This window comes from Pseudomonas sp. MF7453, from assembly GCF_016405455.1.
In the GTDB taxonomy this organism is placed as follows: domain Bacteria; phylum Pseudomonadota; class Gammaproteobacteria; order Pseudomonadales; family Pseudomonadaceae; genus Aquipseudomonas; species Aquipseudomonas paralactis.
Window position 1 is genome coordinate 283,248 of record NZ_JAEKCN010000007.1, and the last position, 20,962, is coordinate 304,209.

A 20,962-nucleotide genomic window follows, 5' to 3' on the forward strand; every position below is an offset into this window, starting at 1 on the left:
TGAAGCCAAGACCTCCTGGTCTTGGCATTCGAATTTAAAGCGCGGCGTTCTTCAGCGGCTGCGGGCGGTTGTAAGCCCACCACAACATGCCCAGGCCCGCCAGGATCATCGGCAGGCTAAGCACCTGACCCATGGTCAGCCAGCCCCACGCCAGGTAGCCCAACTGCGCATCCGGCACCCGTACGAATTCGACGATAAAGCGGAAAATCCCGTAGAACAGCGCGAACATGCCTGACACGGCCATGGTTGGGCGTGGCTTGCGCGAGAAGATATAGAGAATAAGGAACAGCGCCACACCTTCCAACGCGAACTGGTAAAGCTGCGACGGGTGGCGCGGCAGTTGTGCCGGGTCGCTGAACGGCGGGAACACCATGGCCCACGGTACGTCGGTCGGCTTGCCCCACAGCTCGGCGTTGATAAAGTTACCAATGCGCCCGGCGCCCAGGCCGATCGGCACGAAGGGTGCGACGAAGTCCATCAGCTGGAAGAACGACTTGCCATTGCGCCGGCCAAACCACCAGGCGGCGATCATCACGCCGATAAACCCGCCGTGGAACGCCATGCCGCCCTTCCACACTTCGAAGATCAGGGTCGGGTTGGCGAGATACGCAGACAGGTCGTAGAACAGCACATACCCCAGGCGCCCGCCGACGATCACGCCCATCGACATCCAGAACACCATGTCGGAGAGCTTCTCCTTGGTCCAGGTCGGGTCGAAACGGTTCAGGCGCCGGGAAGCCAGCAGCCAGGCACCGCCGATGCCGATCAGGTACATCAACCCGTACCAGTGGATTTTCAGCGGACCGATGGCCAGGGCCACCGGGTCGATCTGCGGGTAAGGCAGCATTGCGACTCCTCGTTAAAACATTTAGTCATGACGCACCGGACCATGCCGATGTGCGATTAAGCCTGCGTTACAGCGGCGAGATCAAATCAAGAAGTTCACATACACGCCAAATAACCCGGCATGTTAACGGATGGAAGGTGCGCGGCCCAACTTCGTTACGATGGAACGCCTGCACGTCTGTGGGTAGAGTGGCAAAAACACAAAAGGGGTCACCCGATGTGCCTGATTGTTTTCGCCTGGCGACCGGGCCATGCCCAACCGCTGATCGTTGCGGCCAACCGCGATGAATTCTACGCCCGCCCCAGCCTGCCGCTGGCCCAGTGGCCGGATGCGCCGCAGGTCTATGCCGGCCGCGATCAGGAAGCCGGGGGTACCTGGCTGGGAGTCAACACGGATGGACGCTTTGCCGCACTGACCAATATCCGCGACCCGCACCAGCCACCGGCACGTAAATCCCGCGGCGAGCTGGTTGCACGATTTCTCGGTGGATCACTGCCCGTTGATGATTATTTAGCCGATGTTAACGGACGTTCGATTGAATATGCCGGTTTTAACCTGCTGGTAGGCACGCGGGATGAGCTGTGGCATTACAACGCCAACGACACCGAGCCGACGCTGCTGGCACCGGGTGTGTACGGGCTGTCCAATGCCGGGCTGGATACGCCGTGGCCCAAGTTGATCAAAGCCAGGGCGGCGTTGAGCGCGGCGCTGGAGAACCCGCAGCCTGAGGCATTGCTGCAGATCCTGAGCGACCCGCAGACAGCGCCATTCGCCGACCTGCCGGACACAGGCGTGGGATTGGCGACGGAGAGCCTGTTGTCGAGTGTGTTTATTGCCAGCCCCAGTTACGGAACGCGGGCGAGTACGGCGCTGATTGTGAATGCCGACGGGACGCGGCGGATAGTGGAGCGTAGCTTTGGCCCGCACGGTGGGCGGCTGGGCGAGGTCGAACTGGAAATCTGACGGCGCTTGGACTGACGTCATCGCAGGCAAGCCAGCTCCCACATTTGGAATGCAGTTCCCTGTGGGAGCTGGCTTGCCTGCGATGAAGGCGCCTCGGTTTAGAGGGTTTTGGCCGAGGCCGGGTTGATCATGCGGGTCAGCCCCAGGTTCTTCAGCGCCAACTGCAACGAGCTGTGGATAACTTGCGGGTTGTCGATGGTCATCAACTGCGCGAGCAGATCCTTGGCCATGCCCAGGTCAACCTGGCGCAGCATCCACTTCACCTTCGGCAAGTTGGTGGCGTTCATCGACAGGCTGTCAAAGCCCATCGCCATCAACAGCACCGCAGCCGCCGGGTCGCCGGCCATCTCACCGCAGATACTCACCGGCTTGCCTTCGGCATGGGCGTCGCGCACCACGTGTTGCAGCGCTTGCAGAACCGCCGGGTGCAGGTAGTCGTAGAGGTCGGCGACCCGTGGGTTGTTACGGTCCACGGCCAGCAGGTACTGGGTCAGGTCGTTGGACCCCACCGACAGGAAGTCCACCTGCCGCGCCAGCTCCTTGGCCTGATACACCGCCGCCGGAATTTCGATCATCACGCCAATCGGCGGCATCGGCACGTCGGCGCCTTCGTCGCGCACTTCGCCCCAGGCGCGGTGGATCAGGTGCAGGGCTTCTTCCAGCTCATGGGTGCCGGAGATCATCGGCAGCAGGATACGCAGGTTGTTCAACCCCTCGCTGGCCTTGAGCATGGCGCGGGTCTGGACGAGGAAGATTTCGGGATGGTCGAGGGTAACGCGGATGCCACGCCAGCCAAGGAAGGGGTTGTCTTCCTTGATGGGGAAATACGACAGTGACTTGTCGCCGCCAATGTCCAGGCTGCGCATCGTCACCGGTAGCGGGTGGAAGGCCTGCAATTGCTCGCGATAAATCGCCAGCTGCTCCTTCTCGCTCGGAAAACGCTGGTTGATCATGAACGGCACTTCGGTGCGGTACAGCCCCACCCCTTCGGCGCCACGTTGTTGCGCACGGGCTACATCCGCCAGCAAACCAGTGTTGACCAGCAGCGGCACACGGTGGCCGTCGAGGGTGACGCACGGCAGCTCGCGTAGCGAATCGAGGCCCTGGGCCAGTTGCTTCTCTTCTTCCACTACTTCGGCGTATTGCTTGCGCAGCACGTCGCTGGGGTTGGTAAAGACCTCGCCGCGATGCCCATCGACGATCATGTCGATGCCATCGACCTTGGAGTACGGCAGGTCCACCAGGCCCATCACCGTCGGGATGCCCATGGCCCGAGCCAGGATCGCGACGTGGGAGTTACCCGAGCCCAATACCGAGACCAGGCCGACCAGCTTGCCCTCAGGCACTTCGCCGAGCTGGGTGGCGGTCAGTTCTTCACTGACCAAAATGGTGTTGTCAGGGAAGACCATGTTGGTGCTGCGGTCTTCCTGCAGGTATGCCAGCAGGCGGCGGCCGAGGTCGCGCACGTCCGAAGCCCGCTCACGCAGGTAGGCGTCGTCCATCATTTCGAAGCGGTTGACGTGATCGGTGACCACCTGGCGCAACGCGCCCTGGGCCCACTGGCCGGTCTTGATCACGGTCTTGACTTCGTTACCCAGGGACGCGTCGTCGAGCATCATCTGGTACACGTCGAACAGCGCACGCTCTTCGGGGCGCAGCTGGGTAGCCAGCTTGTTCGACAGGTTGCGCATGTCGGCGCGCACGCCTTCCAGGGCGGTCTTGAACAGCTTTATTTCGGCTTCGATGTCGTGGACGGTCTTGTCCGGCACCACATCAAGGTCGGCCGGCGGCAGCATGACCACCGCCGTACCCACCGCAGCACCCGGCGAACCGGGGACGCCGACGAACTTGGCTTCCTGGATACCCTTGCCCTGGCGCCCAAGGCCGCGGATCGAGCCGGTGGCTTCGGCGTGGGCGATAACCCCAGCCAGCTGCGCGCTCATGGTCACGAGGAAGGCTTCTTCACCTTCATCGAACTGGCGGCGTTCTTTTTGCTGAATGACCAACACGCCGACAACGCGGCGGTGGTGGATGATCGGCGCACCGAGGAACGAGGCGTAGCGCTCTTCACCGGTTTCGGCAAAGTAGCGGTAACGCGGGTGGTCGGCCGCATTTTCGAGGTTGAGGGGTTCTTCACGCGTCCCCACCAGGCCCACCAGACCTTCATTGGGCGCCATGCTGACCTTGCCGATGGAGCGCTTGTTCAAGCCCTCCGTGGCCATCAGCACAAAACGGTTGGTCTCGGGGTCCAGCAGGTAAACCGAGCAGACCTGGCTGCCCATGGCTTCCTTGACGCGCAACACAATAATCCCCAACGCCGCCTTGAGATCCTTGGCGGAGTTAACTTCCTGGACGATCTTGCGCAGCGTATTGAGCATGGCTCGGGGTCGAACTCCGTCGTCAGTCGCGCGCTAAAAGGCGCGGGGCAAGCTCTTTGAGAGCGCGGCGGTAAACCTCGCGCTTGAATGTCACCACCTGGCCCAACGGGTACCAATAGCTGACCCAGCGCCAGCCATCGAACTCCGGTTTACCGGTCAAATCCATCCGCACCCGCTGCTCGTTGGAGATCAGGCGCAAAAGAAACCATTTCTGCTTCTGGCCGATGCACAGCGGTTGGCTGTGGGTACGCACCAGGCGTTGCGGCAAACGATAGCGCAACCAGCCACGGGTACAGGCCAGAATTTGCACATCTTCGCGCTCAAGGCCGACTTCTTCGTTCAACTCACGGTACAAGGCGTCTTCAGGGGTTTCGTCGGGGTTGATTCCACCTTGAGGAAACTGCCAGGCATCTTGGTTGATTCGGCGAGCCCATAGCACCTGTCCGGCATCATTCGTAAGAATAATGCCGACATTAGGACGGAAACCATCGGGGTCGATCACGGCAACAACCTCGCAAACGCATGTCGCCGCATTGTTCCACAAAGATTGTTCCAGCGGCAACGAGGCTTCTTACCTTATGTGCACTCTTGTGAAAAGACCGTATTCTGGACGCCTTTTTACAGACTTTTCAGCGAGTAACTGCAATGCGCCTGGCTTTATTCGACTTGGACAACACCCTTCTGGGCGGTGACAGCGATCACGCCTGGGGCGATTACCTGTGTGAACGCGGGATTCTCGACCCGGTGGCCTACAAGGCCCGCAATGACGAGTTCTACCAGGACTACCTGGCCGGCAAGCTCGACAATGCCGCCTACCTTAACTTCAGCCTGGAAATCCTCGGCCGCACCGAGATGGCTCAGCTGGACGAGTGGCACCGCGACTTCATGCGCGACTGCATCGACCCGCTGATGCTGCCCCTGGCGGCGCAACTATTGGCCAAGCACCGCGCCGCCGGCGACAAGCTGGTGATCATCACCGCGACCAACCGTTTCGTCACCGCGCCGATTGCCGAGTTGCTGGGCGTCGAAACCCTGATCGCCACCGAATGCGAAATGCTCGATGGCCGCTATACCGGACGCAGCACCGATATACCCTGTTTTCGTGAAGGCAAGGTGACGCGCTTGAATCGTTGGCTGGAAGAAACCGGGTATAGCCTGCAAGACAGCTACTTCTATAGCGACTCGATGAATGACTTGCCGTTGCTGGAGCAGGTGACGCATCCGGTGGCGGTGGATCCGGATCCGAATTTGCGCGCGGAGGCTGAAAAGCGTGGCTGGCCGGTGATTACACTGCGCAGCTGATGACGCTATCGCAGGCAAGCCAGCTCCCACATTTGGAATGCATTCCCCTGTGGGAGCTTGCCTGCGATGAACGCGACGCGGTCTAACGCTTTAAACCGGCTTGGCGCCCATCAGCCCTGCAATTGCCACAAACCCCACCAGGCTGACCACCGCCAGCACCAGGGTGAAATTCAGGCTACCGCCCTCGCCCTTGCGCAGCCGATTAAGCCGCGCCACCAGCCAGAACCAAGCCAGCGCCGCCACGGTGTAGAGGATGCTGGAGCCCAGAATCCAGGTTTGCCCCAGCGGCCAGCCGATCAGGTGCACCAGCCACCAGCCGGTGAACGGCATGCTGACCAGGCAAATGCCCATCAGCAGCCACACGAACGCCCATGGGCGCTGCACGGTGACCGCCGGGCCGGCACTGCGTTTACGCCAGGCCAGAACGGCCAGGCCGAGACCGCTGAGCAGCAGCAATACGGTGGCGGTGATGTGGATAACCTTGAGGGTGGTCAGCGTTTCCATGGTCTTGATTCCTTAAAGGCCGCTCAGTCAGCGTAGTCGCTCAACCGAGGAACAACTGGTAGGCCGGGTTTTCACTTTCATCCCAATACGGGTAACCGATTTCAGCCAGGGCTGCCGGCACCAGGTGGCGCTCGTCCGCCGGCACTTGCAGCCCCGCAACCACACGGCCGTCCGCCGCACCGTGGTTGCGATAGTGGAACATCGAGATGTTCCAGCGCCCGCCCAGTTTGTGGAGGAAGTTGAACAAGGCGCCCGGACGCTCCGGAAATTCGAAGCGAAACACCAGCTCGTCGCTGACTTTGGCCGCATGGCCGCCCACCATATGGCGAATATGCAACTTGGCCAGTTCGTTTTCGGTCAGGTCCAGCACCGGGAAACCCTGGCTGGTCAGGCTGGCGATCAGGGCGCTGCGCGGATCGTTTTCCGGGTGGGTCTGCACGCCGACGAAGATGTGCGCTTCGCTGCCGGAGTGGTAGCGGTAGTTGAATTCGGTGATCTGGCGCTTGCCCACGGCCTCGCAAAACGCCTTGAAGCTGCCCGGTTGCTCGGGGATGGTCACCGCGATAATGGCTTCGCGACCTTCACCCAGCTCGGCACGCTCGGCCACATGGCGCAGGCGATCGAAGTTGACGTTGGCGCCGGAGTCGATGGCGACAAAGGTCTGGCCGCTGACGCCACGGGTCTCCACGTACTTCTTGATCCCGGCCACGCCCAACGCGCCTGCCGGCTCAGTGATGGAGCGCGTGTCGTCGTAGATGTCCTTGATCGCCGCGCAGATTTCATCGGTGCTGACGGTGATCACTTCGTCCACATAGTCCTTGCAGATGTCGAAGGTGTGCTGGCCGATCTGCGCCACCGCCACGCCGTCGGCAAAGATCCCTACGGTCGGCAGCACCACGCGCTCGCCTGCGGCCATGGCGGCTTGCAGGCAGTTGGAGTCGTCCGGCTCGACGCCGATGATCTTGATCTCCGGGCGCAGGTATTTCACATACGCCGCAATGCCGGCGATCAGCCCGCCGCCGCCCACCGGTACGAAAATCGCGTCCAAAGGCCCAGGATGCTGGCGCAGGATTTCCATCGCCACGGTGCCCTGCCCGGCAATGGTGTGCGGATCATCGTAGGGGTGAATGTAGACGTAGCCTTTTTCGTCGACCAGCTTGAGCGAATAGGCCAGGGCTTCCGGGAAGGAATCACCGTGCAGCACCACTTTACCGCCACGGGAGCGCACACCTTCGACCTTGATCTCCGGGGTGGTCTTGGGCATCACGATGGTGGCCTTGACCCCCAGCACCTTGGCCGCCAGGGCCAGGCCCTGGGCATGGTTGCCTGCCGACGCCGTGACCACGCCACGGGCGCGTTCCTCGCTGCTCAACTGGGTCAGCTTGTTGTAGGCGCCGCGAATCTTGAACGAGAACACCGGCTGCAAGTCTTCGCGCTTGAGCCAGACCTTGTTGCCCAGCCGCTCGGAAAGCTGGCGGGCGGTCTGCAAGGGAGTTTCCACGGCGATGTCATACACGCGCGAGGTAAGGATCTTTTTGACGTAGTGTTCAAGCATCGGCAGGCATCTACTTCACGAATTGGGCAGGGCCAAGGAGTCTAACCCAGCGTTTGGCCGGGCGACCACACGAATCCCGAGGTTTTGTTGGGTTATACTCGCCGCCCTCGTTAATTCCCCGCCCGTTCCGGAGCCCGCATGACCCAGGATCAACTCAAACAGGCAGTGGCCCAGGCCGCTGTCGATTTAATCCTTCCTAAACTCGACGACAAGAGCATCGTCGGTGTCGGCACCGGCTCCACCGCCAACTGCTTTATCGATGCGCTGGCTCAGCACAAGGGCGCGTTCGACGGCGCCGTGGCAAGCTCCGAAGCCACCGCCGCACGCCTTAAAGGCCATGGCATTCCGGTGTACGAGCTCAACACCGTGAGCGACCTGGAGTTCTACGTTGACGGCGCCGATGAAAGCGACGAACACCTGAACCTGATCAAGGGCGGCGGCGCGGCCCTGACCCGCGAGAAGATCGTCGCGGCAGTGGCCAAGACCTTTATCTGCATCGCCGACGCGAGCAAGCTGGTGCCGGTGCTCGGCGCGTTCCCGCTGCCGGTGGAAGTCATCCCGATGGCCCGCAGCCACGTCGCCCGCGAGCTGGTAAAACTGGGCGGCGACCCGGTGTACCGCGAAGGTGTATTGACCGACAACGGCAACATCATCATTGATGTGTTCAACATGCAGATCACCAACCCGGTGGAGCTGGAGACGCAGATCAATGCCATCGTCGGCGTGGTCACCAACGGCCTGTTCGCCGCCCGCCCGGCGGATGTGTTGCTGCTGGGTACCCCGGAAGGCGTGAAAACCCTCAAGGCTTAAGAACACCGAGTTCTACCGTGGGAGGGCGTTTGAACATTCCCGCGCGTGCAGAATGTTCTGATCAGGGTTTCTTGAACACGTAAAACAGGTTCGGCTCGCTGACCATATACAGCGTGCCCTCGTCATCCATGGCGATCCCTTCGGCCTGAGGCACGCGCTTGCTCAAGCCATGGCGCCCTTTAAGCAACGACAAGCTGCTTAAGGGGCGACCGTCGATATCCAGCTCCAGGACCAGAAACGATTCATCCGACAGTGCCAGCAGATGGCCGCTGCGCTCGTCGTATTGCAGGCTCGACAGGTCGCGCACAAACAGCCCGGCATCGCGCTTGGGGTTGTTGATCACGTGCACCGAGTAGGTTTTTTCCGCCTTGAAATGTGGGAAGCCGTGGACTTCATAGATCAGCATCGGGTCGCGCTCCTTGGCGACGAACAGGCGCTTGCCCACCGAGTCGTAGGCCAACCCTTCAAAGCCCTTGTTGCCGCCGACGTGTACGCCCAGGGTCATCTGCTCCGCGTCGGCGGCGTCGAGGAACTTCGTGTCATCGTCCACATGCACCTTGATCAGCCGCTGCTGGCGCTCATCGCTGATGACGTAAATATTGTCGCTGATAAATTCCACAGCCTCCGCATCACCAAAACCCACCAGTGGAATGCGCCGCAGGATCTTGCCGTCCAGGGACAGCTCCACCAGCTCGGCGTTTTTATTGGTGACGGTAAACAGGCTTTTGCGCACCGGGTCGTAGGTGAGGGCTGAGACATCATCGTCGAGCCCTTCGATCACCTGGCCTTCCAGGGTCACGCGGTAATCCGCAAGGCCAATGGCACGTTCATCGACAGGCTGGCGCCACACCTGCCAGTTGAACCAGGCACGCTCGAACAGACGAAACTGCTGTGCAACGACCCCGGCAGCAATCAGGGCAAGCAACAGCAGGATGAAAACAGCAGGTTTGGGGCGGGCAAGTCGACGCATCGGGAGCGGGCTCAGTGAAAAAACTGGCGAATAGATATCAAGGTCGCCTGAATTTAAACTTAAACGCGCCGAACTGTGTGGCGAATGCCGTTTATTGAGAAAAGTCTGACGTAATTCGTCAGTTACTTCTGCTTTTCAAAGCGATAGAACAGGTTTGGCTCACTGACCATGTACAGGTTGCCGCTCTCATCCATGGTCACGCCTTCGGCGCGGGGGATCGTGTCTTTCAGGCCGTTGAAGCCGCCAAGCAAGGTCATGAAGCTGACTTGCTCACCTGTTTCGGCCAGCTCCAGCAACAGGTGAGAATCGGCCGACAGCACCAGCAAATGACCGGTACGTGGGTCGATGGACAGGGCCGAAAGGTTGCGCACATCCAGTTCGGTGCTGGCCAGTTTTTGCTTGTCGCCGGTCAGCGTGTTGCCATCGCTTTTCCATGTGAACAATGCCGGCGGGCGCTCTTCGCCCAATACAAGCTGCTGGTTGCGCTTGTCCCACGCGACCGCTTCAAAGGCTTTGTTCTGGTCTTTGGACGGGCCCAGGTCATGGCTGGGGAAATCCGCCTTGTTCAGCGCCGTGGTGCCGGCGTCCACCTTTACTACGGTCACGGTGTGATCACGTTCATCGACCACGGCCATCAAGCCGTTTTCCATCACCGTCACGCCTTCCGGATTGTTCCAGCCGTTGAGCGGCATCTTGCGCAGCACATCGCCTTGCAGGCTCAGCTCTACCAGAAACGGGTTTTTGCCCATGACGGAAAACAGGGTTTTGGTCTGAGGGTTGTAGGTCAGGTCCGAAGCCTCGTCCTTCTCCATACCGGGCAGCAGCTTGGCGTCGATGACCACCTGATAGTCCGGGAGCCACACACTCTCGCGGCGTTCGGCCGGGCTCTCGAAGCGCTCAAGCACCCACAGCACACCGCGATCGTCCCAGTGCATGGCCCAGGCGACGCCATACAGAATGGCACCGGCCAAAAATAGCCAGGAATACCAACGCATGGACAAGCGCGAGCGAAGCGAGGTTTTCGAAGTAGGCAAAGGCACGGCCATTGAGCGCTTTCCGGAAAGTCAGCTGTAGGGGATAGCACAGGATTCAAGGACCCGCGCGCAAGAGCAGGGAATTATCCGGATAGTGTGTGAAAAAAATGCAAAAGCAAGGATTCAGGATGTAACGAAGATCCCATGTGGGAGCGGGCTTGCTCGCGAATGCGGTGGTCCAGTCGTTGATGTATTGACTGACACCACGCATTCGCGAGCAAGCCCGCTCCCACCGTTTGATCGCAGTTTGGCAGTGACTTAGCGCACGACGCTTTCGAAACGGTTCACACCTGCCAGCTCCAACACCACTTCATCCCCCACATTCAACGGGCCAACACCCGCCGGGGTGCCGGTGAGGATCACATCACCGGCCTGCAGGGAGAAGCAACCCGCCATGTACTGAATCATCGGCACAATCGGGTTGAGCATCTGCGCGCTGTTGCCGTCCTGGCGCACTTCGCCGTTGATGGTCAGGCGTATGCCGATGTCGGTCACGTCGGCAAAGGTGCTGCTGACCACGAAGGGGGCAAGCACCGCCGCGCCGTCGAAGCACTTGGCGATTTCCCATGGCAGGCCCTTGGATTTCAACTCGGCCTGTTTGTCGCGCAGGGTCAGGTCCAACGCCGGGGCGAAGCCGGAGATGGCGTCGAGCACTTCTTCGCGGTTTGGCTTGTTCGACAATGGCTTGCCGATCAACACGGCGATTTCCGCCTCGTAATGCACCGAACCACGCTCGGTGGGAATCGCGAAACCACCTTCCAGCGGCACTACGCAGCTACCGGGCTTGATGAACAGCAAAGGCTCGGTGGGCACCGGATTATCCAGTTCCTTGGCGTGTTCGGCGTAGTTACGCCCGATACACACCAGCTTGCCCACTGGAAAGTGGATGTTGGTGCCGTCGACATACTTGTGCTGGTAGCTCATGGAACGACTCCTTCAGGTGCGGTTAAACCGCGAAGATTTTGCCGGGGTTCATGATCCCGTTCGGGTCGAACACGGCTTTCACGGCCTTCATGTACTCGATTTCAACCGGCGAGCGGCTGTAGGTCAGGTAATCGCGCTTGGTCATGCCCACGCCATGTTCGGCGGAGATCGAGCCGTTGTACTTGGCGACGGTCTCGAACACCCACTTGTTCACGGTGGCGCACTTGGCAAAGAACTCGTCTTTGCTCAGGTTTTCCGGCTTCAGGATGTTCAGGTGCAGGTTACCGTCACCGATATGGCCGAACCAGACGATTTCGAAGTCCGGGTAGTGTTCGCCGACGATCGCGTCAATTTCGCTCAGGAAGGCCGGCACTTTCGAAACGGTCACCGAGATATCGTTCTTGTACGGCGTCCAGTGGGAAATAGTCTCGGAGATGTACTCGCGCAGCTTCCACAGGTTGTGCAGTTGGGTTTCGCTCTGGCTCATCACGCCGTCCAGCACCCAGCCCTGCTCGACGCAATGCTCGAACGTTTCCAACGCATGGTTGGCGACTTCTTCGGTGGTGGCTTCAAATTCCAGCAGCGCGTAGAACGGGCACTCGGTTTCGAACGGCGCCGGCACGTCGCCACGGCCAAGGACTTTGGCCAGGGCCTTGTCGGAGAAGAACTCGAAGGCGGTCAGGTCCAGCTTGCTCTGAAACGCGTGCAGCACCGGCATGATCGAGTCGAAGTCGGTGGTGCCGAGCACCATGGCGGTGAGGTTTTTCGGGGCACGATCCAGGCGCATGGTGGCTTCGACCACGAAGCCCAGGGTGCCCTCGGCGCCGATAAACAGCTGGCGCATGTCGTAGCCGGTGGCGTTCTTGATCAGGTCGCGGTTCAGTTCCAGCACATCGCCCTTGCCGGTGACGACTTTCATGCCGGCCACCCAATTGCGCGTCATACCGTAGCGAATCACCTTGATCCCGCCGGCATTGGTGCCGATATTGCCGCCAATCTGGCTGGAACCGGACGAGGCAAAATCCACCGGGTAGTACAAACCGTTTTCTTGCGCGACGTTCTGCAATTGCTTGGTGACCACACCCGGCTGGCACACGGCGGTGCGGTCGGTGAGGTTCACGTCGAGGATCTGGTTCATATAGTCGAACGACACCACCACTTCGCCATTGGCCGCTACCGCCGCAGCCGACAGGCCGGTGCGCCCGCCGGATGGCACCAGCGCCACCCTGTGTTCATTGGCCCAACGGACGATGGCCTGCACCTGTTCGGTGGTTTTGGGGAACACAATGGCGGTGGGCGCGGGGGCGAAGTGCTTGGTCCAATCCTTGCCGTAAGCCTCCAGGGAGTCGGCATCGGTCAGCACTTTGCCGGGCTCAACCAGGGTCTTTAGCTCATCAATCAGGGCAGGATGGGTCATCGACAGAACTCTCGAACAATTCATGGTCATCCTGAGAACGCTTCACGTCGCAGGAATAGGTGTTTAGCGGGGTGCGTATGCTAGCATACCGCCCCCGCAGGACAGACCCCAAGGGCGTTTCTGCGGTGACGGCTTTCCTGCCGTCCGGGTCAGCTTGCGCTGCTCGACTCCCTGCCAATTTTCTCCGGGATACAGGTTTACGCAGATGAGCAAGACTTCTCTCGATAAGAGCAAGATCAAGTTCCTTCTTCTGGAAGGCGTCCACCCATCGGCTGTCGACGTTCTGAAAGCCGCCGGGTACACCAGCATTGAGTACATCACCAGTTCTCTGCCGGAAGCCCAGCTCAAGGAAAAGATCGCCGACGCGCACTTTATCGGCATTCGCTCCCGCACTCAGCTGACCGAAGAGATCTTCGACCACGCCAAGAAACTCGTGGCGGTCGGCTGTTTCTGCATCGGCACCAACCAGGTCGACCTCAATGCCGCACGCGAGCGCGGTATCGCGGTGTTCAACGCCCCATACTCCAACACCCGTTCCGTCGCGGAGCTGGTGCTGGCCGAGGCCATCCTGCTGTTGCGCGGTATCCCTGAGAAGAACGCTTCCTGCCACCGTGGCGGCTGGATCAAGAGCGCGGCCAACTCCTTCGAAATCCGCGGCAAGAAGCTGGGTATCGTCGGTTACGGCTCGATCGGCACGCAACTGTCGGTACTGGCCGAAGGCCTGGGCATGCAGGTGTTCTTCTATGACACTCTGACCAAGCTGCCACTGGGCAACGCGACCCAGGTCGCCAGCCTGACCGAACTGCTGGGCATGTCCGATATCGTCACCCTGCACGTTCCGGAAACCGCCGAGACCCAATGGATGATCGGCGAGAAGGAAATCCGCGCGATCAAGAAAGGCGGGATCCTGATCAACGCCGCTCGCGGCACTGTGGTCAAACTCGACGCCCTGGCCGACGCGATCAAGGACAAGCACCTGATCGGCGCCGCCATCGACGTGTTCCCGGTGGAGCCACGCTCCAACGACGACATCTTCGAAAGCCCGCTGCGTGGCCTGGACAACGTGATCCTGACCCCGCACATCGGCGGCTCCACCGCTGAAGCCCAAGCCAACATCGGCCTGGAAGTCTCGGAAAAACTGGTCAAGTACAGCGACAACGGTACCTCGGTATCGTCGGTCAACTTCCCGGAAGTGGCCCTGCCGGCTCACCCGGGCAAGCACCGCCTGCTGCACATCCACCAGAACATTCCGGGCGTGATGATGGAGATCAACAAGGTCTTCGCGGAAAACGGCATCAACATCTCCGGTCAGTTCCTGCAGACCAACGAGAAGGTCGGCTACGTGGTGATCGACGTCGACGCCGAGTACTCGGACCTGGCGCAAGAGAAGCTGCAGCACATCAACGGCACTATCCGTAGCCGCGTGCTTTTCTAGTAGGAGCGAGCTCGCTCGCGAAGAACGTCAACGATGACGCGTTTAACCTGATTAAACGCGGCGCCCTTGAGATTTTCGCGAGCAAGCTCGCTCCTACAAAAAAAACGGGAGCCCCTTGCGGGGCTCCCGTTTTTTTATTTGACGTTAACCGTGATGACTTTCGAGGCTACCGTAGGCTCGAACTGGCGATGCACGTTGTCGCCAGCCACCAGTTGCAAGGTGTGCTTGCCTGGCGTGAGGGTCAGCTCGGTCTCGGTTTGCGCCTTGCCGAAGTGAATCGAGGTAGGCGTGGCCGGGATCGCTTCGTTTGCGTTGAGCGCTCCCACTTCCTGATCTACCAGCAGGTGATGATGGCCGGCGCCCGGTACCTGTTTGTCGATCGGCTCCAGGTCCAGGCCCTTGATGCCAAATTTGACGGTGAAGGTTTTGTCGACAGTAGCGCCGTCTTTGGGCGAGACAATGAACACTTCAGCACCAGCAGGAGCCGGTGTGCGTGGCAGGTCGGCGGCGCTGGCCAACATCGAAGCACCCAGCAGCAGGCTGGCCAGGGTTGCACGGGACAAAAGGGCTTTCATTCGCTTCTCCAGTTTTTCTGTGAAATCTGTAGGGTTATGACAACTTCGCGATAAATTGCGGTCCAAGGCACCCGACACCATAGCAAAACGATGCTGAACAGCGCCTCGTCCATTCGAATTCTCTAGGAGTGACCATGCGCTTTTCGCCTGGCCTGTTACTGTTGCTTGCCCTTCTGAGCCCATTGGCCCATGCCGAGCTGATCGATGACGTCAATGATCGCGGCGAACTGCGTATAGCCCTGGAAGCCAACACACCGCCGTTCAATTTCAAGGAAGGCGACAAGCTCACCGGCTTTGAAGTGGAGCTGGGCGAGCAACTGGCCAAAGAAATGGACGTACGCCCTTCTTTTATCACCACCGACGACAGTGACCTGTTGCCAGGTGTGGAAACTGGCAAGTACGACGTGGCAATAAACCATATCGCTATGACTGCCGAACTCAAGGATCGGTTCGATTACAGCACGGCTTATCGCGAGAAGCCGGACCTTGTGATCCCATTCCAGAAAGGTAACCCAGCGTTCAAGAGCAGCCTGGACATGGCCCTGGAGCGGGTGAAGGCGGATGGCAGATTGAAGGCGATGGCGCAGAAGTGGTTCGACAGCGACACACCGGCAGCCAAGGCACAGTAGATCAAGCCCCCTCCCACATTTTGTTCAAGGCAAGACTTTAGAATCCTTTGCCTGCCTAAAACGGCTCGTTGCCCCGTCGGCGAAACCAGCCGGTCAAGGACAGCCGCTCTCGCGTGGCAGGCAGTACCTCATGGGGCACTTCACCCGACAAAAACACCACCAGGCAGCCGCCGGTGGGCACCACGTCATATTCGACGCCGCCCTTGAGGTACATACGCAACTGGCCGCCATGCTCGGGCAGCCAGGCGTCGTTCAAGTAGATCACTGCCGAGACCATGCGCCGGTCGTCGTCACGAAAGCGGTCCACATGCTTGAGGTAAAACGCACCGGGGGGGTACATCGCGAAGTGGCTTTCGAAATCTTCCAGCCCCAGGAACAGGCTGCGGTTCATTGCCAGACGCAGGCTGTCCATGACGGCCATATAGGTGTCGCAAACCGCCGCGTCGCCCTCTTCCAGCCACTGAATATGATCACCGCGGATACCCTCGCGAATCTCCTGGGCCGGCCCGCGCCCGACTGCCGCCGGCGCCAGCTCGCCCTCGGCCGCACGTTTATGGCACTCAGCCGCCAGTTCCAGGGTCAGAGCCTGGGGCAGGAAGCCATTCTGCTGGGACCAGCCTTTTTCGGCCAGGTCGTCAACGATACGTTGCAGCAGCGGGTCATCGAGGGATATTTGCATGGCGCGCATAGTATCCATACGCCTGAGAATCCGACAGCGCCGTCGAGCGCCCGAATGCACTTTAAATCAGGTGTCTGATAGGACTTCTCGACAAATCCTACGCCCGACACGGACAATAGTGGCCGACTGACAGGAGTCCATATGCGTCGTTTGTTTTTTACCGTGTTGATGTTCTGCGTTTTGCCCGCCTGGGCAGACGGCCATGACCAGTTGTACAAGGTTGCCGGCTGGGCCGAACAACGTGCGCATTTCAATGACGCCCTCAGTGCCGCCCAGCAACGCTACCGCAATAGCCTGCCACCGGTGGTGTACCAGGCGCTGGTGGACAACAGCAATAAGCGCTTTGCCGCCCAGGCCATGGATCAGCGCGCCGAGGCGCAACTGCGCAAACACCTGGCAGACCCGAAACCGGCCCTGGCGTTTTTTCAGTCACCTCTGGGTCGCAAGATCGTCGCGGCAGAATTGCTGGCCACACGCCGCGACCAGTTGGCGAAAAACGCCCAGGGCCTGCCGAAACTCCAGGCCGACGCCACCCGCAGCCTGATCATCGGCCACCTGGCCCAGGCCCTGCCCGCCCGCGAGGCCGGTGCAGAAGTCAGCCTGGCGATCGCGGGTGTGGCGGCCGACAGCTTGAGCCAGATGATCCCCGGGTTGCTTGGCGGCGGTCAGGCCCAGGGTATGTTGAATGGGCAGCGCGAACGGCTGATGCAACAGATCGACAAGGATCTGAACAACACGCTGTTGTACGTCTATCGGGACTTGTCCGACCCAGAGCTGGAAGAATTCGCGACGTTTGCCGAATCGCCGGAGGGTAAGGCGTATTACCAGGCGGCCCTGGCAGCCATTCGCGCAGGACTGGCAGTCGGCCAAAGCACCTCCAGCCTGGCCCAGTAATTAATGTGGGAGGGGGCAAGCCCCCTCCCACATTTAAAATGCGTTAGTTCAGGTGATCGGTGAGGTACTTGAAGTACTCATTGCGAATCTCTGGAATCTCATTGGCCAGGTGATGCCGCCCGCGCTTGAGCATCAGCACCTCGGGCTGATCGAACTTACCGCGCAGCACCTGCAAGTTGTGTTGCCAATCCACCGTCATATCCTCCTCACCCTGCACGATCACCGGCCGCCGAGGGCTTGAGGGGGCGGCTTCGATGCGTTTGATCCAGCGCGCCAGCGCCCCTACCCAGGCGGTGGGCAATTGGCGTGGCTGTAACGGGTCGGCTTCAAGGAACGGCTTGAACGCCGGGTCGTTGGAGTTATCGCTGAAGCGCCGGGCGATGCCTTTGACGAACGGGCGCAGCAGGTAATAGCTGACTTGCGACCATCCCCAGGCACGCGGCCGCACCAGCGGTGAGAGCAGGAAGGTCTTGCCCTGGGCCGGGCTGTCGGCGCCGTGGTTGAGCAGGTGATCCACCACAATGGCGCCGCCGGTGCTTTGCCCGAACAGGTGCCAGGGTTGCGGCAATTGCAGCGCCTTGGCCTCGCCGAACAACGCCTGCACCACGCTTTGGTACACCGCGAACTCATCGATACTGGCGCGCGGGCCGCTGGACAAGCCGTGGCCCGGCAAGTCGCAGGCGATTACCACGAAGCCCTGGTCCAGGGCCCAATCCACTACATGGCGGTACAACCCCATGTGATCGTAGAAACCGTGGAACATAAACATCGTTGCCACGGGCGCAGGCGGCCACCACACCTGAGCTACCACCTCGAACCCGCCCACCTCCAGGCGCCCCAACCGGCTCACGGCCGGCACCTTGCGGGCGGCCAGGTCAAGCCCATAGAAACGTTGATAGACCCTCGCCTCGGTGCTGAGCGGTTGCGCATCCACCAGGGGCCGCAAGCTTTCGCGCAGATGATCAGGGTCAAAGGTGACGGGCATAAAGGCTTCCAGACTGGCGGTGAAGATGAATATCGAGCTGCGATATTCATCTGTCAGGACAAGCATGGCAAGCTACGCGACCTGCGAGGATACCTTTGAATGCGAGCGCCTTACCGTAACGCCCTGTTCGCCAGCCTGATCCTGGTTATCTGTGCCGGTATGCTGTGGGCCGCGTATGACTGGTTTCAGGGCCGTTACCTGCGCACCTTCAGCGAGCACACGGCGGTATTCTCCGGCGATGCGCTGCAACTGCCCGCCGCTCTCAGCGGCCCGGGCCCGATTCGCCTGGTGCACTTCTGGGACCCGGCCTGCCCGTGCAATGTCGGCAACCAGGAACATCTGGGCGAGCTGATCGAGCAGTATGCGCCCCAAGGGGTCGAGTTCTATGCCCTGCAAAAAGCCGGCAGCCACGGCGCCTTGCCCGACAACCTGCGCCACATGAAAGTCCTCCAGGCGCTGCCCGGTGCCGAGCGGGTACCCGCGAGCCCGGCTGTGGGCATTTGGGATCGCACGGGCAAGCTGGCGTACTTCGGCCCCTACAGCGAAGGGCTGACGTGCAATGCCAGCAACAGTTTTATCGAACCCATCCTCAAGGCCCTCGGGGCCGGACGCGAAGTGAATGCCACTCACACCCTCGCGGTAGGCTGCTATTGTTCGTGGTCTCGGGATCAGTAGCCGTCCACTTTGGTAAGGAATGTTCATGAAGCGCGTCTTGCAGGTTTTCGCGGTGCTGATTGTGCTGGTCGCCCTCGGCGCCGGTTGGTATGTCTACAGCAAGCAGCCCACGCGCCAGGGCACAGCGACCCTGGCCCACCTGCAAAGCTCGGTCACGGTGCGCTACGACGACCGTGGCGTGCCGCATATCCGCGCCGAGAACGAGGCTGACCTGTACCGCGCCCTGGGCTATGTGCATGCCCAGGACCGGCTGTTCCAGATGGAGGTCATGCGGCGCCTGGCCCGTGGCGAACTGGCCGAAGTGCTGGGGCCCAAACTGCTTGAGACCGACAAGCTGTTTCGCAGCCTGCGCATTCGTGAGCGCGCCTTGAGCTACGCGGAGCACATGGACCCCGACTCAGCGTCGTCCAAAGCCCTGCAAGCCTATCTGGACGGGATCAACCAATATCAGGACAGCCACGCCAGCCCCATGGAGTTCGACGTGCTGGGCATCCCCAAGCGCCGCTTCACCGTCGAGGACAGCATCAGCGTCGCCGGGTACATGGCTTACAGCTTTGCCGCCGCCTTTCGTACCGAGCCGGTGCTGACTTACGTACGCGACCGGCTGGGCAGCGATTACCTGAAAGTGTTCGACCTCGACTGGCAGCCCAAGGGCGCAATCAACCTGGCAGCCAGTGACTGGCAGACACTCGGCGCCATTGCCGCCCTGAGCGAGCAGGCCCTGGCCGACAACGGCCTGCCACAGTTCGAAGGCAGCAACGCCTGGGCCGTCAGCGGCAGCCGTACCAAAAGCGGTAAGCCGTTGCTGGCGGGTGACCCGCATATCCGCTTCTCGGTGCCATCGGTGTGGTACGAAGCGCAGCTGTCGGCGCCGGGTTTTGAGCTGTACGGCTATCACAACGCGCTGGTGCCGGTGGCGTTCCTGGGGCACAACCTGGACTTCGGCTGGAGCCTGACCATGTTCCAGAACGACGACCTCGACCTGGTTGCCGAGAAGGTGAACCCGGACAACTCCAACCAGGTCTGGTATCACGGCCAATGGGTCGACATGACCAGCAGCGAGCAACAGATCCAGGTCAAGGGCCAGGCGCCGGTGACCCTCACTCTGCGCCGCTCGCCCCACGGCCCGATCATCAATGACGTGCTCGGCGAGAACGCCGGCAGCACGCCGATTGCCATGTGGTGGGCGTTCCTGGATACCGAAAACCCGATTCTCGAAGGCTTCTACCAGCTCAACCGCGCCGATACCCTGGCCAAGGCGCGTGCCGCGGCCGCCAAGGTGTCGGCACCGGGTCTGAACATCCTATGGGCCAATGCCAAGGGGGATATCGGTTGGTGGGCGGCAGCGCAATTGCCAATCCGCCCGGCCGGCGTCAACCCGGCGTTCATCCTCGATGGCAGCACCGCCCAGGCCGACAAGTTGGGCTTCTACCCGTTCAGCGCCAACCCTCAGGAAGAAAACCCGGCACGTGGCTATGTGGTCTCGGCCAACACCCAACCGGCATCGCCCACCGGCATGGAGATCCCGGGCTATTACAACCTGGCCGACCGTGGCCAGCAGCTCAATACACAGTTAAGCGACAACAGCGTGAAGTGGGATGTAAGCAACAGCCAGGCCCTGCAACTGGGCACCACCACCGCCTACGGCCCACGCCTGCTCGCACCGCTGCTGCCGGTGCTGCGCGAAGTGGTAAGGGACCCGGCTCAACTCAAGCTGGTGGAACAGCTGGCCAGCTGGAAAGGCGACTACCCGCTGGACTCCACCAGCGCCACGCTGTTCAACCAGTTGCTGTTCAACCTTGCCGATGCGACCTTCCACCCCAAACTGGGCGATGCGCTGTTCAAGACCCTGATCACCACCCGTGTGATCGATGCCGCATTGCCACGTCTGACAGCCACGGCGGACTCACCCTGGTGGGATGGCAAGCGCGCGGATATCGTCAAGCTCGCCTGGGACAACAGCCTGGCGCACCTCAAAACCACCTTCGGCGACGACCCGACGCAGTGGCAGTGGGGCAAGGCGCACACCTTGATCCATGGTCATCCGCTGGGCCTGCAGAAACCGCTGGATAAGGTGTTCAACGTTGGCCCGTTCGCCGCGCCGGGCAGCCATGAAGTGCCGAACAACCAGACCGCCGCCATCGGCCCGGCGCCATGGCCGGTGACCTATGGGCCTTCGACACGGCGCCTGATCGACTTCGCCGACCCTGCCCATGCGCTGACCATCAACCCAGTGGGTCAAAGCGGCGTACCCTTTGATGCTCACTATGGTGATCAGGCGCAAAGCTATATCGAAGGCGGGTATGAGCAGGCGCATTTCAGTGATGAAGAGGTGACGGCCAATACCCGTGGCACCTTGAAACTGCTGCCTGCCAGATAGCCGTTT

General features: G+C 60.8%; 20 protein-coding genes. 8 read left to right on the plus strand and 12 right to left on the minus strand.

Annotated features, from left to right (window positions below):
* Nucleotides 1–34: 34 nt before the first annotated feature.
* Nucleotides 35–847 carry a prolipoprotein diacylglyceryl transferase gene (gene lgt, locus JFT63_RS13645; RefSeq protein WP_003195189.1) on the minus strand — a complete coding sequence of 271 codons (813 nt, stop codon included), beginning with the start codon at nucleotides 845–847 and terminating at the stop codon, nucleotides 35–37.
* Nucleotides 848–1,063: 216 nt separating this feature from the next.
* Between lgt and JFT63_RS13650 the strand changes: the two genes are divergently transcribed.
* A complete protein-coding gene (locus JFT63_RS13650) occupies nucleotides 1,064–1,810 on the plus strand; it encodes an NRDE family protein (RefSeq protein ID WP_198844154.1) in 747 nt (248 codons plus the stop codon).
* A 98-nt stretch (nucleotides 1,811–1,908) separates the two neighbouring features.
* Here JFT63_RS13650 and ptsP read toward each other — a convergent pair whose 3' ends face one another.
* Both ptsP and JFT63_RS13660 read right to left on the minus strand, forming a co-directional pair.
* A complete protein-coding gene (gene ptsP / locus JFT63_RS13655; RefSeq protein ID WP_057702081.1) occupies nucleotides 1,909–4,188 on the minus strand; it encodes a phosphoenolpyruvate--protein phosphotransferase in 2,280 nt (759 codons plus the stop codon).
* 22 nt (nucleotides 4,189–4,210) lie between these two features.
* Nucleotides 4,211–4,690, minus strand: coding sequence for an RNA pyrophosphohydrolase (locus JFT63_RS13660; protein WP_003176750.1), 480 nt, complete (start codon nucleotides 4,688–4,690; stop codon nucleotides 4,211–4,213).
* A gap of 143 nt (nucleotides 4,691–4,833) precedes the next feature.
* On the opposite strand from JFT63_RS13660, the gene JFT63_RS13665 reads away from it, so the two are divergent.
* On the plus strand, nucleotides 4,834–5,490 hold the full coding sequence (locus JFT63_RS13665) for an HAD family hydrolase (RefSeq protein ID WP_057702080.1): 657 nt from the start codon (nucleotides 4,834–4,836) through the stop codon (nucleotides 5,488–5,490).
* A gap of 90 nt (nucleotides 5,491–5,580) precedes the next feature.
* On the opposite strand, the gene JFT63_RS13670 is transcribed toward JFT63_RS13665, so the two are convergent.
* Both JFT63_RS13670 and ilvA read right to left on the minus strand, forming a co-directional pair.
* On the minus strand, nucleotides 5,581–5,994 hold the full coding sequence (locus tag JFT63_RS13670; protein ID WP_005792333.1) for a DUF2269 family protein: 414 nt from the start codon (nucleotides 5,992–5,994) through the stop codon (nucleotides 5,581–5,583).
* Nucleotides 5,995–6,034: 40 nt separating this feature from the next.
* On the minus strand, nucleotides 6,035–7,549 hold the full coding sequence (gene ilvA, locus JFT63_RS13675) for a threonine ammonia-lyase, biosynthetic (protein ID WP_057702079.1): 1,515 nt from the start codon (nucleotides 7,547–7,549) through the stop codon (nucleotides 6,035–6,037).
* Between the two features lie 138 nt (nucleotides 7,550–7,687).
* Here ilvA and rpiA point away from each other — a divergent pair, with 138 nt between their 5' ends.
* A complete protein-coding gene (gene rpiA, locus JFT63_RS13680; protein WP_032878877.1) occupies nucleotides 7,688–8,359 on the plus strand; it encodes a ribose-5-phosphate isomerase RpiA in 672 nt (223 codons plus the stop codon).
* 61 nt (nucleotides 8,360–8,420) lie between these two features.
* Here rpiA and JFT63_RS13685 read toward each other — a convergent pair whose 3' ends face one another.
* The 4 genes from JFT63_RS13685 to JFT63_RS13700 form a co-directional block, all read right to left on the minus strand.
* Nucleotides 8,421–9,329, minus strand: a complete 909-nt coding sequence (locus JFT63_RS13685; RefSeq protein ID WP_057702078.1) for an SdiA-regulated domain-containing protein — start codon at nucleotides 9,327–9,329, stop codon at nucleotides 8,421–8,423.
* Between the two features lie 122 nt (nucleotides 9,330–9,451).
* Complete coding sequence (locus tag JFT63_RS13690) at nucleotides 9,452–10,375, minus strand: SdiA-regulated domain-containing protein (protein ID WP_186561629.1); 924 nt, start codon at nucleotides 10,373–10,375, stop codon at nucleotides 9,452–9,454.
* Between the two features lie 246 nt (nucleotides 10,376–10,621).
* Nucleotides 10,622–11,287, minus strand: coding sequence for a fumarylacetoacetate hydrolase family protein (locus JFT63_RS13695; protein WP_057702076.1), 666 nt, complete (start codon nucleotides 11,285–11,287; stop codon nucleotides 10,622–10,624).
* A gap of 22 nt (nucleotides 11,288–11,309) precedes the next feature.
* The gene (locus JFT63_RS13700; RefSeq protein ID WP_198844155.1) at nucleotides 11,310–12,704 is read right to left on the minus strand and encodes an FAD-binding oxidoreductase; all 1,395 of its coding nucleotides are present in this window, start codon (nucleotides 12,702–12,704) and stop codon (nucleotides 11,310–11,312) included.
* Nucleotides 12,705–12,909: 205 nt separating this feature from the next.
* Here JFT63_RS13700 and serA point away from each other — a divergent pair, with 205 nt between their 5' ends.
* Entirely contained in the window at nucleotides 12,910–14,139 is a 1,230-nt protein-coding gene (serA, locus tag JFT63_RS13705) for a phosphoglycerate dehydrogenase (protein WP_005792342.1), read from the plus strand.
* Between the two features lie 134 nt (nucleotides 14,140–14,273).
* On the opposite strand, the gene JFT63_RS13710 is transcribed toward serA, so the two are convergent.
* Nucleotides 14,274–14,714: a DUF4399 domain-containing protein gene (locus tag JFT63_RS13710; protein WP_005792343.1), complete on the minus strand. Its 441-nt coding sequence runs from the start codon at nucleotides 14,712–14,714 to the stop codon at nucleotides 14,274–14,276.
* Between the two features lie 134 nt (nucleotides 14,715–14,848).
* Here JFT63_RS13710 and JFT63_RS13715 point away from each other — a divergent pair, with 134 nt between their 5' ends.
* The gene (locus tag JFT63_RS13715; RefSeq protein WP_032878868.1) at nucleotides 14,849–15,343 is read left to right on the plus strand and encodes a transporter substrate-binding domain-containing protein; all 495 of its coding nucleotides are present in this window, start codon (nucleotides 14,849–14,851) and stop codon (nucleotides 15,341–15,343) included.
* A 55-nt stretch (nucleotides 15,344–15,398) separates the two neighbouring features.
* Here JFT63_RS13715 and JFT63_RS13720 read toward each other — a convergent pair whose 3' ends face one another.
* On the minus strand, nucleotides 15,399–16,031 hold the full coding sequence (locus JFT63_RS13720) for a 2OG-Fe(II) oxygenase (RefSeq protein ID WP_005792345.1): 633 nt from the start codon (nucleotides 16,029–16,031) through the stop codon (nucleotides 15,399–15,401).
* 132 nt (nucleotides 16,032–16,163) lie between these two features.
* Between JFT63_RS13720 and JFT63_RS13725 the strand changes: the two genes are divergently transcribed.
* Entirely contained in the window at nucleotides 16,164–16,916 is a 753-nt protein-coding gene (locus JFT63_RS13725; protein ID WP_057702072.1) for a DUF2059 domain-containing protein, read from the plus strand.
* A gap of 43 nt (nucleotides 16,917–16,959) precedes the next feature.
* Here JFT63_RS13725 and JFT63_RS13730 read toward each other — a convergent pair whose 3' ends face one another.
* On the minus strand, nucleotides 16,960–17,901 hold the full coding sequence (locus JFT63_RS13730; protein ID WP_198844166.1) for an alpha/beta hydrolase: 942 nt from the start codon (nucleotides 17,899–17,901) through the stop codon (nucleotides 16,960–16,962).
* Nucleotides 17,902–18,000: 99 nt separating this feature from the next.
* Between JFT63_RS13730 and JFT63_RS13735 the strand changes: the two genes are divergently transcribed.
* Both JFT63_RS13735 and JFT63_RS13740 read left to right on the plus strand, forming a co-directional pair.
* Entirely contained in the window at nucleotides 18,001–18,576 is a 576-nt protein-coding gene (locus JFT63_RS13735) for a DUF6436 domain-containing protein (protein ID WP_198844156.1), read from the plus strand.
* A 25-nt stretch (nucleotides 18,577–18,601) separates the two neighbouring features.
* A complete protein-coding gene (locus JFT63_RS13740; protein ID WP_198844157.1) occupies nucleotides 18,602–20,956 on the plus strand; it encodes a penicillin acylase family protein in 2,355 nt (784 codons plus the stop codon).
* Nucleotides 20,957–20,962: the final 6 nt, after the last annotated feature.